We start from the raw sequence: 13,697 nt of genomic DNA, 5'->3' as shown, positions 1-13,697 counted from the left end.
CCCCTTCCCTCGGCTGAGCCGAGGGAAGGGGGCCTTCACGCGCAAAACGACTAAGGCGCGTAGGTCAGGCAGTTGGCGGCGTGGTCACCCTCGCCCGGTCCCACCCGGACACTCGAAGCGGTGCATTCCAGCGCGGAATTGTGGCGGCAGTCGGAGCGGGAGCAGGCTCCCACCTGCGCGGTCACCCGGTCGAGCCCGCCCTTGGTATTGAGCGGGACGAACGTTCCGCAATCGGCCGATCCATTGCCGCCGCCCACCGTGATGGCGAAAGCGTGACAGCCGTCGTGGTTGTACGAGCATCCGCTGACCGTGCATTCGTGGACGGCGGGCATTTCGGTGGTGGTCATAACGACTCCTGTACTTCGTGGTGGTGGTGTCGTTCGGTATGACCAGGGTTACACCGGCCCGGTGCGGCGGCAATTCGGGGAAATTCATTCACGTCCGGCGAGCAGCCGGTCCAGCCAGGAATCGCGGGCGGCGAGACACGATCGGGCGACGGCCGTTTCCGGTGCCAGATCGTAGAAGCCGTGGAAAGCGCCGCCCCACACGTGCAATTCCGCCTCTCCCCCGGCCGCCCAGATCGCGCTCGCGTACGCCACGGCCTCGTCGCGGAACACCTCGACCGCGGCGACGTCGATGAACGTCGGCGGCAGCCCGCCGAGATCCGTCGCGCGGGCCGGGGCGGCATACGGTGAGACGTCGGGGCCGCCTCGCCGGTCGCCGAGGACCATCGTCCACGCCGTCAGGTTGCTGGTCCGGTCCCAAACGCCGACGCCGTCGTACCGGCGCGCGGACCCGGTGTCGTTCCGGTCGTCGATCATCGGGCACTGGAGCAGCTGCCCGCACAGCGCCGGCCCGCCGCGATCGCGCGCCAGCAGCGTGACACCGGCGGCGAGGCCGCCTCCGCCGCTACCGCCGAAGATGACCAGCTTGCCCGGGTCGAAGCCCAGCTCGTCCGCGTGCGCGGCCATCCACTCCAGGCCGGCGTAGCAGTCTTCCACCGGCACCGGATCCGGGTGTTCGGGCGCGCGGCGGAATTCGACGGTGACCGCGACGGCGTCGTATTTCATCGCCCATTCGACGAGCGGCCCCACCGACGCGAACCGGTCGCCCATCACCATTCCGCCGCCGTGCACGTGGTAGATCCCCGGCCCGCCGCCGCGATGATCCCGGCGCGCGATGACCGAAACGGTGATCTCCGCGCCGCCGTATCCGGGGATCGTGTGATCGGTCCAGGTGACCGGGCGGTCGCCGATCTGTTCTTCGATCGTCGGGAACGGCGATGCCCGGTACCGCTCCAGTTGATCCGCCGTCATACCGACCGGCACGTTCCCCTTCAGCGCGGGCAGGACGGCGGCGAGTTCGGGATCGTATGCGGGTTCCACCATCCGTGTGAGCCTAGAGGTCGACGTCCAGCCGCGAAGACGCACGTGAGACACAGCAGTACATTCGTCCGTCCGGTGCCCCGATGTCGTCGCGGTGCTCCGGTTCCCCGCCGACGACGCCGATCTCGCAGCTGCCGCAAACGCCTTCACGGCACCCGGACGGGATCCGGAATCCCGCGTGGTTCAAGGCGTCCAGCAGCGACTCCCCCGCGGCGACCGGCACCGTCCGGCCCGAGCGGACGCAGTGCGCCTCGAACGGCACGTCGGGTGCGAATTCCTTGACCACCGGCCGAAAGCGTTCGAGGTGCAGACGGTGCGCGGGGAACGCCGCCTCGGCCGCGTCGAGCATCGACGCGGGGCCGCAGCAGTAGACCAGCGCGTCCGGGCCGAGTTCGGCCGCCAGCGCGGCGAAGTCCGGCCTGCCGCCCGCGTGCAGACGCACCCTGTCGCCGTATTCCGCCTTGAGTTCGGCGGCGAACGGCATGGTCGCTTCGGACCGGCCCACGTACACCAACCTGGCCGAGTCACCCGCCGTCGCGAGCATCGGCAGGATGGGCGTGATGCCGATCCCGCCCGCGACGAACAGGTACTCCGGGGCGGACAGCAACGGGAAGTTGTTGCGTGGCAACGAGACATCGAGGGTCCGGCCCGCGCGCAGGAACAGGTGGACATACTCCGAACCGCCCCGGCTCAGCCGGTCGAACCGGACGGCGACGCGGTAAGTGCCGCGATCGGCCGGGTCCCCGCACAGGGAATACTGCCGGGTCAGCCAGTTCGGCAGGGACAGATCGACATGCGCGCCCGGCTCCCAGGGCGCCAAGGGGCCGTCGGCACCGCGCAGCACGAGCGAGACGACACCCTCGGCGACCGGTTCCACGCGGTCGAGAACGGTCTTCTGCATCAACGGGATCACCTCAGTACAACTGCCGGTAGCCGGTTTCGAGCATGGTCTGCAGCGCCGCGGGGTCGACGCCGGGAGCCATCTGCTCGGCGGCGATCTCGCCGACGGACGGCAATTCGTCCGCCAGCGCCTGGCTCGCGGGATCCCAGAGCCGGGACCGGATCAGCGCGCGGCCGCAGTGGAAGAACGTCTCCTCCACGTCGACGATGATCGCCAGAACCGCCGGTTTGCCTTCGGTCCGCATCCTGGCGAGCACGTCCGGCTCGTCGGTGGGATAGGCGCGACCGTTGACCCGGAACACCTCCCGCATGCCGGGGACCACGAACATCAGGCCGATGCCGTCGTTCTCCGCGAGATTGCGGAAGGAGTCGGCGAGTTTGTTGCCCGGCCGGTCGGGGATCGCCAGGGTGCGCTCGTCGAGCACCTTCACGAAGCCGGGGTAGTCGCCGCGCGGTGAGCAGTCGGGCAGGCCCGTCGCGTCCGACGTCGCCATCGCCACGAACGGGGCATGGGCGATGAACCGGTGCCCGTGCCGGTCGATCCGGTCGTGGACCTTGGCCTTGATCATGGCCTCCGGCTCCCCCAGCCGAGCACGGACCTCCTCGGGCGAAAGTCGGCGCGGACGCGTCTCTGTGCTGGTCATGGCACAATTATGAGCAATTGTTCATTCCGCTCGCTACTCGCTTTCGCGCCGCTTAACCGGGAGTGTCATGACGTCGGAACAACGACGGCTTCAGCCACGTAAACAGCCTCGCCAGGTCCGGGCCGAGCTCACCAGGCAGCGCATCCTCACCGCGGCTGCTCACGTTTTCGCCGAGTACGGGTACGCCGCGGGGACGACGAACCGCATCGCCGAACGGGCCCGGATCTCGATCGGTTCGCTGTATCAGTACTACCCGAACAAGGACGCGATCCTGGCCGAGTTGCTGACCCGCCACCTCGACGGCGACCGGGCGACCGAGACGTTGCGCCGCCACAAGGAGTCGCCGGAACCGCTCGAAACGGTGATCCGGGATTTCGTGCACACGGTGATCGAGAACCATCTCGACGATCCGCGGCTGCTGCAGATCATGATCGAGCAGGCGCCTCGCTCCGGCGAGCTGCTGGAACGGATCACCCGGCTGGAATGGGAGATGATCGGCGATCTGCGGGAACTGCTCCACGGCCATCCCGAGGTTCGCGTGGAGGACAAGGAGACCGCGGCCCGGCTCGTCGCGTCGACCGTGGAGCTGACCGTGCACCAGCTCATCGCCGCGCCCGGCTCCATCGACGTCACGCGGCTCGAGAACGAGCTCGTGGCGATGATCACCGGCTACCTCCGCGCCTGATTTCCGGAGGTTGACCAGGCGATGAGCGGGTATCCACCGGTGTGAGCCAACTCGGGGACAGCGTGCGCGGCCTCACCGCCCGGTGGCGGCGGCGAGGCGGCGCACTCGCGCTGATCTGGACACTGATCACCTTCGGCCTGGTCACGATGCTGTGGTTGTCCGGCTTCCGCGCGTGGCCGGTGTACCTGACCGCGGCGCCGGGCGCCGTCGTCACCGTCCTGCTGTGGATCGGTGTCGCGCGCAGTCGCCGCCGGAGGGTCGTCGAGAAACAACCGAGCGGTTGAGCTACTTCGTCGCGCGCATGGCCAGCTGGTCGAACTCGCGATCCGGCAGGGTCCTGTTGAGCTCCAGGAGCTGCTCGGCGAGGTGACCGACGGCGTATCGCGTCTCCGGCTTCTCTGCCTCGATGGCGGAGCGGATGGCGTCCACGACCACGGACGGGTCGGAGCCGTCGCCGAGCCCGGTTTCCCCGTGCCGCGCCATGGCTTCCGCCATTTCCCGGTACGCCCCGCGGCCGGAATTCTCCCGCAGCTGAGCGGAGGTCTGGGCCTCGAATTCGGTTTTGATGATGCCCGGCTGGATGATGACGACGTCGATACCGAAGGGCCCGACCTCCATCCGAAGCGTGTCGGAAAAGGCTTCGAACGCGTGCTTCGACGCGTAGTACCAAGCGCCGAACGGCAAGGCGATCTCGCCGCCGATCGACGAGACGTTGACGATCGTGCCGGATCGCTGAGCCCGCATGGCAGGCAAGACGAGCTGCACGAGCCTCGCCGGCGCGAGCAGATTGACTTCGAGCTGGTCACGCGCGCTGTCGAGTGGCACGTCCTCGACGGCGCCGTGCAGCACGGTCCCCGCGTTGTTGACCAGGACGTCGATCCGTTGCCGTTCTTCGAGAACGGTGCCGACCGCCTGACGGAGATCGTCCTCGTTCCTGGCGTCCATCTTCAGCACCTGGCCACCCGCCTCGCGCAGGTCGTCCATCTTCTCCACGCGCCTCGCGGCGCCGTAGACGATGTGCCCGGCGCGCAGGAGGTCCAGCGCGGTGGCGTGGCCGATCCCCGACGAAGCACCGGTGACCAGGCATACCTTGGCCGTCATTTCGGACACCCTTCTGAGTTTTTCGGTTACGACGAAACGGTAGGCTCGTTTTTCCGGCTCCTGCAACACATAACTTGGAATCGATGCAATGACCATGCAGCTGAATGCACCGGAGGACGGATGCCCGGAAACCGCCTGACCCGCGACGAGCGCGGGCAGATCGCCGCGGGCCTGTCGGCGGGGCTCGCCTACGCGGAAATCGCCCGCCGGATGGAACGCCCCAAGTCGACCGTGATCCGGGAAGTGGCGCGCAATGGCGGCGCCCACGGCTACCGGGCGGATCAGGCGCAGCAGGCGACGCGATGGCGGGCGCGCCGCCGCAAACCCAGTGCGCCGCCCGGCACCCCGCGGCCTCCGGAAACGCTGCGCGATTTCGAAACCGAATTCGCCGAGACGATGGCCGCGACCGGCGTCCCGGCGATGATGGCCAGGGTCCTAGCGTGCCTGTTCACCGCGGACACCGGTGGCGGTACCGCCGCCGACCTGGTCGCCAGGCTGGAGGTCAGTCCCGCGTCGGTGTCCAAGGCCGTCGGCTGGCTCGAACAACGCGGCCTGATCACCCGCGAGCGTGAAGGCAGGCGGCAGCGATACGTCGTCGACGACGACTTCGGCTACCGCGCCTGGCAGACGAGTCTCGAAGCGATGACCCAATGGGCGGAGGTCACCCGCCGAGGTGCCGCCCTGCTCGACGGCCCGGCAGGCGCCCGGCTGGACGCCACCAGCCGGTTCTTCCGGCATCTGCGCGAGGACATGGGCGAGGCGGCCGAACACTGGCGGCGGACCGGCCCCGCTTGAATTCCGGTGAGTTCGCCGTTCAATCACGCGAGTTCCGCCTCTGATCACGCGAGTTCGCCGTTCGATCACGGATGAGACGCGCCCGAGCCCGGGGAAAACACCTCGTTCGGCCGGAAAAGTGCGCTAGCCGCCGCTTTCCGGGCTCCCTACGCTGAATTCCGCGCACGAGAACCACAAACGGCCTCGGGAGGCTCCAGTGAGAGCAACGAGAATCGTGTTCTGCGCCCTGTTCGCCCTCGGCGCCGCCTGCCTTTCCGCACCGGCGTCGGCGGAGCAAACCGCGTTCACCCTGTCCAGTACCGCGTTCGCCGACGGCGGCCTCATGCCCAAGGTGCACGAGTGCACCAGCGGCGGCGGGAACGATCCGGCCAAGAAGAACGAGTCGCCGCCGCTGGCGTGGTCGGGTGCTCCCGCCGCGGCGAAGAGCTACGCGATCGTCATGCGCGACCTCGACAACGCCAACCTCATCCACTGGGTCATCTACGACATCCCGGCGTCCACGGCCTCGCTCCCCCAGAACGTCCGGCACGTCTACCGGCCGCCGGTGCCCGCCGGCTCCAGGCAGGTCTACTACCGCGGCAGCGCCAGCCTCTACGGCTACCAGGGCCCGTGCTCGCCCTCGACCGTGAACACCTACGAGTTCGTCGTGCACGCCCTCGACCGGGCTTCACTCACCGGCCTTAACTCCGGTTCGTCGACCCAGGCCGCCGCCAGGGCGATCACGGCGGCTTCGATCGGTTCGGCGAGGATCACCGGCGAGTCGTAAGTCCCCTGGTCACCCGTGGCAAAATCGGCCCAATGCGGATCGGGATGCTGGGGCCCTTCGAGGTGCACACGGACGACGGCGGGCTCGCCGACGTGCCGGGCGCGCGGCTGCGCGGGCTGTTGATCGCCCTCGCGCTCGAGCCGGGCCGGGTGGTCCCGAAAGCGTCGCTCATCGACTGGATCTGGGGTGAGCAGCCCCCGGCCGACGCGACGAACGCCTTGCAGCGCTTGGTTTCCCGGCTGCGGAAGGTGCTTCCGGACGGCGTCGTCGATGGACAGACCGACGGCTACCGCCTGAAGGTGGCGCCCGAAGCCGTCGACGCCGTGCGGTTCGAGCGGCTCATCGAGCAGGCCCGCGGCGACGACGGGCCGAGGCGGCTGCGCGAGGCGCTCGACCTGTGGCGCGGGGCGGCCATGCAGGACGTCGGCCTGCAGGACAGCGGCGCGTTCGACGCCGCCGTCACCCGGCTCGAAGGGCTCCGCCTGACCGCGTTGGAGGACCGCTTCGACGCGGAACTCGACCTCGGCCACGGCGCGAACCTGGTCACCGAGCTGACCGATCTGGTGGCCGCGCACCCGCTGCGCGAGCGGCTCGTCGCCGCGCTGATGCGGGCCCTCGCGGCGACCGGCCGCGACACCGAAGCGCTGCTCGTGTACCAGCGCACGCGGGAAGCCCTGGCCGACGCGCTCGGCGTCGATCCGTCGCCGGAGCTGTCCGCGGTGCACGTCCAGCTGCTGCGCGGTGAGCTGGGACGGCGTGAGGAGAACCGCAAGACCAACGTGCGCGCCGAGCTGACCAGCTACGTCGGCAAGGACGACGACGTCGCCAAGGTCCGCGAGCTCGTCGCCGAGCACCGGCTCATCACCCTGATCGGGCCCGGTGGTTCGGGAAAGACCCGGCTGGCCACGGAAGCCGCGCGAACCGTGCTCGGCGACCTGCCGGACGGCGCGTGGCTGGTGGAGCTCGCGGCCATCGGCCCCGATGATGACGTCGCCCAAGCGACGCTCGCGGCACTGGGCCTCCGGGACGCACTGCTCGGTGACTCTTCGAACGCCGAACCCGTCGAGCGGGTCGTCGCCGCGATCCGCGAGCGGGAAGTCCTGCTGATCCTGGACAACTGCGAGCACGTGATCGAGGCGGCCGCGGCCTTCGCCCATCGGGTGCTCGGGGAATGCCGTCGTCTCCGGATACTGGCGACGAGCCGGGAGCCGCTCGGCATCACCGGCGAGACGTTGTGGCACGTCGTGCCGCTGGCCGTCCCGGACCGGCACGCGAGCCCCGGCGAGATCGAATCCTCCCCCGCCGTCCGGTTGCTGCGTGACCGGGCGAGCGCGGTGCGCAAGGATTTCGTGGCCGACAAGACCACGCTGGCCACGATGGCGCGCGTGTGCCGGATCCTGGACGGGATGCCGCTGGCGATCGAACTGGCCGCGGCCAGGCTCCGCACGATGTCGATCGAGCAGCTCGCGAACCGCCTCGACGACCGGTTCCGCCTGCTCACCGGCGGCAGCCGGACCGCGCTGCCCCGCCACCGGACGTTGCGCGCCATGGTCGATTGGAGCTGGGAGCTGCTGTCCGACGCGGAACGGACGGTCCTGTGCCGTCTCTCGGTGTTCTCGGGCGGGGCGAGCCTGGAAGCGGCCGAGCGCGTCTGCGTGAGCGAAGCCGTGGAGGAGTACGAGGTCCTCGAACTGCTCACCACGCTGACCGAGAAGTCGCTGCTGGTCTCCGCGGGTGACGAAGCACCGCGTTACCGGATGCTCGGCACCATCAAGGAGTACGCCGCGCAACGGCTCGCCGAAGCGGACGGGACGTTGCTGGCGCGCCACGCGCATCTCGCGTATTTCACCGATCTCGCCGAAGCCGCCGAGCCGATGCTCCGCCAGGCCGAGCAGCTGGAGTGGCTCGCCAAGCTCAACGCCGAGCACGACAACATCACCGCCGCGATGCGCGGCGCCCTCACGGCGGGCGAAGCACCGGAAGCCATGCGGCTCGCGGCGGCCTGTGGCTGGTATTGGTGGCTCAGCGGGCACCGCACGGAAGGCATGGAGCTGGTCAACGCGGCCGTCAAGACGCCGGGCGAGGTGCCGGAAGAAATCGCGGCCGTCGTGTACGGGCTCGTCTCGCTCTTCGTGAGCTCCGGTTTCGCCGACGAACACACCGCGGCGAAGTGGATCCACGAGTCCTACCGGCTGGGCATGCGCACCGAGAAGAAGCATCCGCTGCTGGGCCTCGTCGTCCCGCTGGAACGCATGCTGGCCGGGGACGAGGCGCTGTCCGCGTGGGAACCGGTGCTGTCGGACGAAAACCCTTGGGTCCGCGCGCTGGGCAGGCTGCACCTCGGCAAGATGCGGGCCTCGCTCGGCCACCCCGGCCGGGAGGCGGACGAGTACCTCGCGGGGGCGCTCGCCGAGTTCCGGGCCATCGGCGAACGGTTCGGGATCTCGTTCGCCCTGACCGAACTGGCGGACCGGATCGCCACGCGCGGCGAGTTCGCCACCGCGTGCGAGTACTACGAACAGGCGGTCACGGTGGTGACCGAGGTCGGCTCCGTCGAGGACCTGATCCGGCTGCGGTCGCGACAGGCACAGCTGTTCTGGCTGATGGGCGACGAGGAGGCCAGCGCGGCCGCCGCGGCCGACGCGGAACGGCGCGCCGAGCGGGTCACCTGGCCGGGCGCCCTGGGCATGTTCGCCCTCTCGCAGGCGGAACTCCTCCACTGGCGTGGCGAAACCGAGGAAGCGGCGAAGCAGCTCGACTTCGCGACGACCGTGATGGGCGACGAAGCGGGATTGGGACACGTCCGCGCCGTCACCCACGACCTTCGCGGCTACTTCACCGACGATCTCGACCGGTCTCGCGCACACCGGGAATCGGCCTATCAGGCGGCGCGTGAGGTGCAGTACCAGCCCTTGATCGCCCACGTGCTCGTCGGGATCGCGGATCTGGCCCTGCGCCGGGACGATCCCGAGCAGGCCGGGCGGCTGCTCGGGGCGGCGGACGAACTGCGCGGGCTGCCGGACCGGTCCCGTCCGGACGTCACCCGCATCGAGACCACAGTGCTGCGCCGCCTCGGCGAAGCGAAGTTCGCGGAGGCGGCGCGAGAAGGCGCTGTGACGGACTGGAAACAGCTGGCCGAGGTCACGCTCGCTTCTTGAAGGTCGAGGACGCCCACAGGTATCCGGCGAGGGCGATCCCGGCACACCAGCCGAGGGCGGGGAGCACGTCGCCCGCGGCGGGCGCCCCGTCGAGAAGCCCGCGCAGCGTCTCGATGATCGGCGTGAACGGCTGGTACTCCGCGAACTCCCGGAGCCCCGGGCCCATCTTCTCGGCGGGCACGATCGCGCTGCTGAAGAACGGCAGCATGACCAACGGCACCGAGGCCATCCCCGCGGTTTCCGGGGATTTCGCCGCCAGCCCCAGCGCGACCGTGAGCCAGGCCGCCGCGAAACCGAGCAGGACGACGATGCCGGCCACGCCCAGCCAGTCGAGGAAACCGGCCGCCGGGGAGAAGCCGAGCAGGAAGGCCACCCCGGTGAGCGCCGCGATGGCGACCAGGTTGGTCAGCACACTGGCGATGACGTGCCCGGTCAGCACCGCGCCGCGGGAGACGTCCATGACCTTGAACCGGTTGATGATGCCCTTGGTCATGTCGGAGTTCACCGCGGTGGCGGTGGCCCCGAGGCCGTAGCAGACAGCCAGCAGCATCAACCCCGGTGTCGCGTAGTCGATGTAGTCGACGCCGACGCTGAACGCGTCCCCGAAGACGTAGACGAACATCAGCATCATCACGACCGGCATCAGGATCGCGTTGAACACCGAGGTCGGGTTGCGGACGAGGTGTTTGACGTTACGGCGCAACATCACCGTCGAGGGGGAGTTCATCGGGCTGCCTCCGTGTCGTGGCCGGTCAGGGCGAGGAAAACGTCATCGAGATCAGGGGTGTGGACGGAGAACTCTTCGGCGGCGATGGAGTACTCGTCGAGCCGGTCGAGCAGCGAGCGCAGGGATTTCGTCCCGGCGTCGCTGGGGATCCGCAGGGCGAGCTCGTCGTCGTCGCGGGCGGCTCCGGGGAAGATCCGCGCCGCCGCGTCGAGTTCGGCGACGGTGGTGAAGCGGAGCCGGACGTGCGTGCCGGGCATCCGGCGCTTGAGCTCGGCGGGCGTGCCCTGTGCGACCAGGCGGCCCTGGTCGAGGACGGCGATCCGGTCGGCGAGCTGATCGGCTTCTTCGAGGTACTGGGTGGTGAGGAAGACGGTCACGCCGCCGGCCACCAGCTCGCGGATGATCGACCACATCGTGCGGCGGCTGCGCGGGTCCAGGCCCGTGGTGGGCTCGTCGAGGAAGATGATCCGCGGATCGCCGACGAGCGTCATCGCCAGATCCAGCTTCCGGCGCATGCCGCCGGAGTAGGTCGACGCCGGCTTGCGTGCCGATTCCACCAGGTCGAAGCGTTCCAGCAGCTCGGACACGACGTTCTTGCCCGCGGTGCCGCGGCTCAGGTCCACCATCAGCTGGAGGTTCTCCTGGCCGGTCAGCAGTTCGTCGACCGCCGCGAACTGGCCGGTGACGCCGATCGCCGCCCGCACCGCCTTGGCCTCGGTCACCAGGTCGTGGCCCGCGACCTTCGCGGTCCCGCCGTCGGCCTTCATCAGGGTGGTCAGCAGGTTCACCGTCGTGGTCTTCCCCGCCCCGTTCGGGCCGAGCAGGGAGAAGATGGTGCCCGCCTGGACTTCGAGGTCTATACCGTCGAGCACGACCTTGTCGCCGAAGGTCTTGCGCAGTCCGGAGACCGCGATCGCTGTGTCGTTCATGGGCACCACTCTGTGCGGCCGCGCTGACACGGCCCCGCCACGCCGCTGACACGGGTGGTGTCAGCGCCGTGTCAGCCGGATGTCAGGCCTCGTGGGGAGAGTGGCCGTCACAACCACCACGAAAGGCGAAGCGATGACTCAGACGGTTCCCGTCCCGCAGGGCCTCCCGATGGAGCGCGACGCGGGGCCCTTCGACCCGCCCCGCGAGATCACCCGGCTGCGCGAGGCCCGCCCGGTGAGTCCCATGATCTTCCCCGACGGTCACGAGGGCTGGCTCGTCACCGGCTACGACGAGGTCCGGCAGATGATGGCCGACACCCGCTTCAGCTCGCGCCAGGACATCGGCATCCTGCACATGCCGTACGAGACGCCGGGGATCCCCGTCCAGACCGAACCGTCCCCGCCGACGCCGGGCATGTTCGTCGCCATGGATCCGCCGGACCACGGCCGGCTGCGGAAGCGGCTCACCGGCGCCTTCACCGTGAAGCGGATGAAGCAGCTCGAGGAGCACATCATCGAGGTCACCGAGCGGCAGCTGGACGCGATGGCGAACCTGACTCCGCCGATCGACCTGGTCGAGGAGTTCGCGCTGCCGGTGCCGTCGATGGTGATCTGCGAACTGCTCGGCGTCCCCTACGAGGACCGGGAGAGCTTCCAGGCCAATTCCGCGCAGCTCATGGTCAGGGACCAGACGCTGGAGGAGAAGATGGCCGCGTTCATCGGGATGAACACGTTCCTCACCGAACTGGTCACCCGCAAACGCGAAACGCCCGAGGACGACATCCTGTCCGACCTCGGCCGCCACGAAGACCTCACCATCGAGGAGCTGGCGGGCGCCGCGTTCCTGTTGCTGTTCGCGGGACACGAGACCACCGCGAACATGCTGGCGCTGGGCACCTTCGCGCTTCTGGAGCACCCTGAGCAGCTGGCCGAACTGCGGGCCGACGCGGAGTTGCTCCCCGGCGCCGTCGAAGAACTGCTTCGCTACCTGTCCGTCGCCGACATCTTCTTCCGGTACGCCACGGAGGACCTGGAGCTCGGCGGCGAAACCATCCCGGCGGGGTCGACCGTCATCATCTCGCTGCTGGCCGCCAACCGTGACCCGCGGCGGTTCGAGAATCCCGACGTCTTGGACCTGCACCGCAACGCCCGCGGTCTGCTGTCCTTCGGGCACGGCATCCACCAGTGCCTCGGCCAGCAGCTGGCGCGGATCGAGATGCGCGCGGGTTTCGAGGGCTTGCTGCGCCGCTTCCCGACGCTCGCCCTCGCCGTTCCGGCCGAGGAGGTCAAGCTGAAGACCGACATGAACATCTACGGCGTGCACGAGCTTCCGGTCACTTGGACGGAATAGCGGCTCGTGAGCGGTCATCACCGAGGGGGTTGCGAAAGCCACTTTCGCAACGTTGAAGGTTGCGAAAGTGGCTTTCACAACGTCGGCTGTGGCCGGGCCCGGTACCGCCCTGGCGACACGGGTGGCGATCGCGTAATCCGTGAAGGCCTCCTTCCCTACCTTGAGGGTAGGCAAGGAGGCCTTCACAGACTAGCGAGCCTCTCGCGAGTTCAATAAGTATCCGTATCAATTCCGCTCCACCGCTTGTCACCGTTCACAATCCGCCCGCCCGCGATTCTGGGGAACTTCCAGGAAGAAACCGGCTCTCCGCTTGGAATGATCACGAGATCACTCCTCGAAACCTTCGGAGAACACAATGCGTTCCTTGAGCCGCAGGGCACTGCTGACCGTGGCGGCGCTGGCCGTGTCGGCGGCGGTGGTCCCGCAGACCGCCGTCGCCGCGCCCGCCGTCGCCGCCCCGACCAGTCCGCGCGTCTACGAGAAAGCGGGGCCGCACAAGGCGGTCAAGGCGCCGGGCGGTCCGGCGCACACCCTCTACTACCCGGCGGACGGCACCGGGCATCCGGTGCTGATCTGGGGCAACGGCACGAACGCCACCGTCGACCAGTACGAGCAGCTGTTCACCCACCTCGCGAGCTGGGGTTACGTCGTCGCGGCCGCGAACACCGGCCAGTCGGGGTCCGGTGAGGAGATGCTGGCGGGCGCCCGGTATCTGATCGCGGAGAATTCCCGGCCGGGCAGCGTCTTCCATGGCCGCATCGCCACCGGGAAGATCGCCGCCGCCGGGCATTCGCAGGGCGGAGGCGGAGCGATCGCGGCCGGCGCCGACCCGCTTGTCAAGACCACGCTGCCGATCATGCCCGGCCCGCAGGGCAACGTGAACAAGCTGCACGGACCCGCCTTCTTCGTGTCCGGGCAGGCCGATGTCGTCGTGCCCGCCTTCTACGTGCGCAGCCGTTTCCTCGCCTGCGACCAGGTTCCCGCCGTATACGGCCAGCTGAAGGGCGCCACCCACTTCCTCCAGGGCGAGACCCGCGACCGGGTCATCGGCGCCATCACCGCATGGTTGCAGTACCACCTCGCCGGTGACCAGAACGCCGGAAGTGTCTTCTACGGCACCGTTTCCGGCCTCGACCAGGACGACGAAGGCTGGTCCGCGACCGAGCGGAACGAAATGGCCGCCTGATGCGCGATCCGTCGGCGGAAAGTGCACGATCGGGAAGGAAAGCACGTCGCCGCGCGGACCCGCGCGCCTA

14 protein-coding genes are annotated in these 13,697 nt (G+C 69.0%); 7 read left to right on the top strand and 7 right to left on the bottom strand.

The annotated features are described in order from the left end of the window. Positions 1 to 50: 50 nt before the first annotated feature. From AVR91_RS40480 to AVR91_RS40465, 4 genes are all read right to left on the bottom strand, one after another. Complete coding sequence (locus AVR91_RS40480; RefSeq protein ID WP_016331847.1) at positions 51 to 347, bottom strand: DUF1540 domain-containing protein; 297 nt, start codon at positions 345 to 347, stop codon at positions 51 to 53. Between the two features lie 84 nt (positions 348 to 431). Further along, on the bottom strand, positions 432 to 1,388 hold the full coding sequence (locus tag AVR91_RS40475) for an alpha/beta hydrolase (protein WP_063274048.1): 957 nt from the start codon (positions 1,386 to 1,388) through the stop codon (positions 432 to 434). A 10-nt stretch (positions 1,389 to 1,398) separates the two neighbouring features. Beyond that, entirely contained in the window at positions 1,399 to 2,286 is an 888-nt protein-coding gene (locus AVR91_RS40470; protein ID WP_063274057.1) for a PDR/VanB family oxidoreductase, read from the bottom strand. Between the two features lie 13 nt (positions 2,287 to 2,299). Further along, positions 2,300 to 2,929, bottom strand: coding sequence for an MSMEG_1061 family FMN-dependent PPOX-type flavoprotein (locus AVR91_RS40465; protein WP_063274047.1), 630 nt, complete (start codon positions 2,927 to 2,929; stop codon positions 2,300 to 2,302). Positions 2,930 to 2,996: 67 nt separating this feature from the next. On the opposite strand from AVR91_RS40465, the gene AVR91_RS40460 reads away from it, so the two are divergent. Then, positions 2,997 to 3,614 (top strand): TetR/AcrR family transcriptional regulator, encoded by a 618-nt coding sequence (locus AVR91_RS40460; protein ID WP_063274046.1) that lies wholly within the window; start codon positions 2,997 to 2,999, stop codon positions 3,612 to 3,614. A 41-nt stretch (positions 3,615 to 3,655) separates the two neighbouring features. Continuing rightward, on the top strand, positions 3,656 to 3,898 hold the full coding sequence (locus AVR91_RS40455) for a hypothetical protein (RefSeq protein WP_228709472.1): 243 nt from the start codon (positions 3,656 to 3,658) through the stop codon (positions 3,896 to 3,898). A gap of 1 nt (position 3,899) precedes the next feature. On the opposite strand, the gene AVR91_RS40450 is transcribed toward AVR91_RS40455, so the two are convergent. Continuing rightward, the gene (locus AVR91_RS40450) at positions 3,900 to 4,715 is read right to left on the bottom strand and encodes an oxidoreductase (RefSeq protein ID WP_063274045.1); all 816 of its coding nucleotides are present in this window, start codon (positions 4,713 to 4,715) and stop codon (positions 3,900 to 3,902) included. A 120-nt stretch (positions 4,716 to 4,835) separates the two neighbouring features. Between AVR91_RS40450 and AVR91_RS40445 the strand changes: the two genes are divergently transcribed. The 3 genes from AVR91_RS40445 to AVR91_RS40435 all read left to right on the top strand — a co-directional run bounded on the left by AVR91_RS40445 (position 4,836) and on the right by AVR91_RS40435 (position 9,434). Then, positions 4,836 to 5,510 carry a GbsR/MarR family transcriptional regulator gene (locus AVR91_RS40445; RefSeq protein WP_063274044.1) on the top strand — a complete coding sequence of 225 codons (675 nt, stop codon included), beginning with the start codon at positions 4,836 to 4,838 and terminating at the stop codon, positions 5,508 to 5,510. Between the two features lie 214 nt (positions 5,511 to 5,724). Further along, positions 5,725 to 6,276 carry a YbhB/YbcL family Raf kinase inhibitor-like protein gene (locus AVR91_RS40440; RefSeq protein WP_063274043.1) on the top strand — a complete coding sequence of 184 codons (552 nt, stop codon included), beginning with the start codon at positions 5,725 to 5,727 and terminating at the stop codon, positions 6,274 to 6,276. Between the two features lie 32 nt (positions 6,277 to 6,308). After that, the gene (locus AVR91_RS40435) at positions 6,309 to 9,434 is read left to right on the top strand and encodes a BTAD domain-containing putative transcriptional regulator (protein ID WP_063274042.1); all 3,126 of its coding nucleotides are present in this window, start codon (positions 6,309 to 6,311) and stop codon (positions 9,432 to 9,434) included. On the opposite strand, the gene AVR91_RS40430 is transcribed toward AVR91_RS40435, so the two are convergent. Both AVR91_RS40430 and AVR91_RS40425 read right to left on the bottom strand, forming a co-directional pair. Next, positions 9,418 to 10,161: an ABC transporter permease gene (locus AVR91_RS40430; protein ID WP_063274041.1), complete on the bottom strand. Its 744-nt coding sequence runs from the start codon at positions 10,159 to 10,161 to the stop codon at positions 9,418 to 9,420. The two genes, AVR91_RS40435 and AVR91_RS40430, sit on opposite strands and share 17 nt — an antisense overlap. Then, positions 10,158 to 11,090 (bottom strand): ATP-binding cassette domain-containing protein, encoded by a 933-nt coding sequence (locus AVR91_RS40425; RefSeq protein ID WP_063274040.1) that lies wholly within the window; start codon positions 11,088 to 11,090, stop codon positions 10,158 to 10,160. Before AVR91_RS40425 ends, AVR91_RS40430 begins: the two co-directional genes overlap by 4 nt. A 133-nt stretch (positions 11,091 to 11,223) precedes the next feature. Here AVR91_RS40425 and AVR91_RS40420 point away from each other — a divergent pair, with 133 nt between their 5' ends. Together AVR91_RS40420 and AVR91_RS40415 are read left to right on the top strand one after the other, a co-directional pair. Then, the gene (locus tag AVR91_RS40420) at positions 11,224 to 12,441 is read left to right on the top strand and encodes a cytochrome P450 (protein WP_063274039.1); all 1,218 of its coding nucleotides are present in this window, start codon (positions 11,224 to 11,226) and stop codon (positions 12,439 to 12,441) included. A gap of 364 nt (positions 12,442 to 12,805) precedes the next feature. Beyond that, positions 12,806 to 13,627, top strand: a complete 822-nt coding sequence (locus AVR91_RS40415; RefSeq protein WP_394329983.1) for a poly(ethylene terephthalate) hydrolase family protein — start codon at positions 12,806 to 12,808, stop codon at positions 13,625 to 13,627. Positions 13,628 to 13,697 lie beyond the last annotated feature (70 nt).

The sequence above is a fragment of the Amycolatopsis keratiniphila subsp. keratiniphila genome, assembly GCF_001620365.2.
In the GTDB taxonomy this organism is placed as follows: domain Bacteria; phylum Actinomycetota; class Actinomycetes; order Mycobacteriales; family Pseudonocardiaceae; genus Amycolatopsis; species Amycolatopsis keratiniphila.
This window is presented reverse-complemented; position numbering and strand designations above follow the sequence as displayed.

Excerpts from the sequence above, each read along its gene's own strand:
- AVR91_RS40480 (WP_016331847.1), bottom strand. The coding sequence starts at position 347 with ATGACCACCACCGAAATGCCCGCCGTCCACGAATGCACGGTCAGCGGA.
- AVR91_RS40475 (WP_063274048.1), bottom strand. The coding sequence starts at position 1,388 with ATGGTGGAACCCGCATACGATCCCGAACTCGCCGCCGTCCTGCCCGCG.
- AVR91_RS40470 (WP_063274057.1), bottom strand. The coding sequence starts at position 2,286 with ATGCAGAAGACCGTTCTCGACCGCGTGGAACCGGTCGCCGAGGGTGTC.
- AVR91_RS40465 (WP_063274047.1), bottom strand. The coding sequence starts at position 2,929 with ATGACCAGCACAGAGACGCGTCCGCGCCGACTTTCGCCCGAGGAGGTC.
- AVR91_RS40460 (WP_063274046.1), top strand. The coding sequence starts at position 2,997 with ATGACGTCGGAACAACGACGGCTTCAGCCACGTAAACAGCCTCGCCAG.
- AVR91_RS40450 (WP_063274045.1), bottom strand. The coding sequence starts at position 4,715 with ATGACGGCCAAGGTATGCCTGGTCACCGGTGCTTCGTCGGGGATCGGC.
- AVR91_RS40445 (WP_063274044.1), top strand. The coding sequence starts at position 4,836 with ATGCCCGGAAACCGCCTGACCCGCGACGAGCGCGGGCAGATCGCCGCG.
- AVR91_RS40435 (WP_063274042.1), top strand. The coding sequence starts at position 6,309 with ATGCGGATCGGGATGCTGGGGCCCTTCGAGGTGCACACGGACGACGGC.
- AVR91_RS40430 (WP_063274041.1), bottom strand. The coding sequence starts at position 10,161 with ATGAACTCCCCCTCGACGGTGATGTTGCGCCGTAACGTCAAACACCTC.
- AVR91_RS40425 (WP_063274040.1), bottom strand. The coding sequence starts at position 11,090 with ATGAACGACACAGCGATCGCGGTCTCCGGACTGCGCAAGACCTTCGGC.
- AVR91_RS40420 (WP_063274039.1), top strand. The coding sequence starts at position 11,224 with ATGACTCAGACGGTTCCCGTCCCGCAGGGCCTCCCGATGGAGCGCGAC.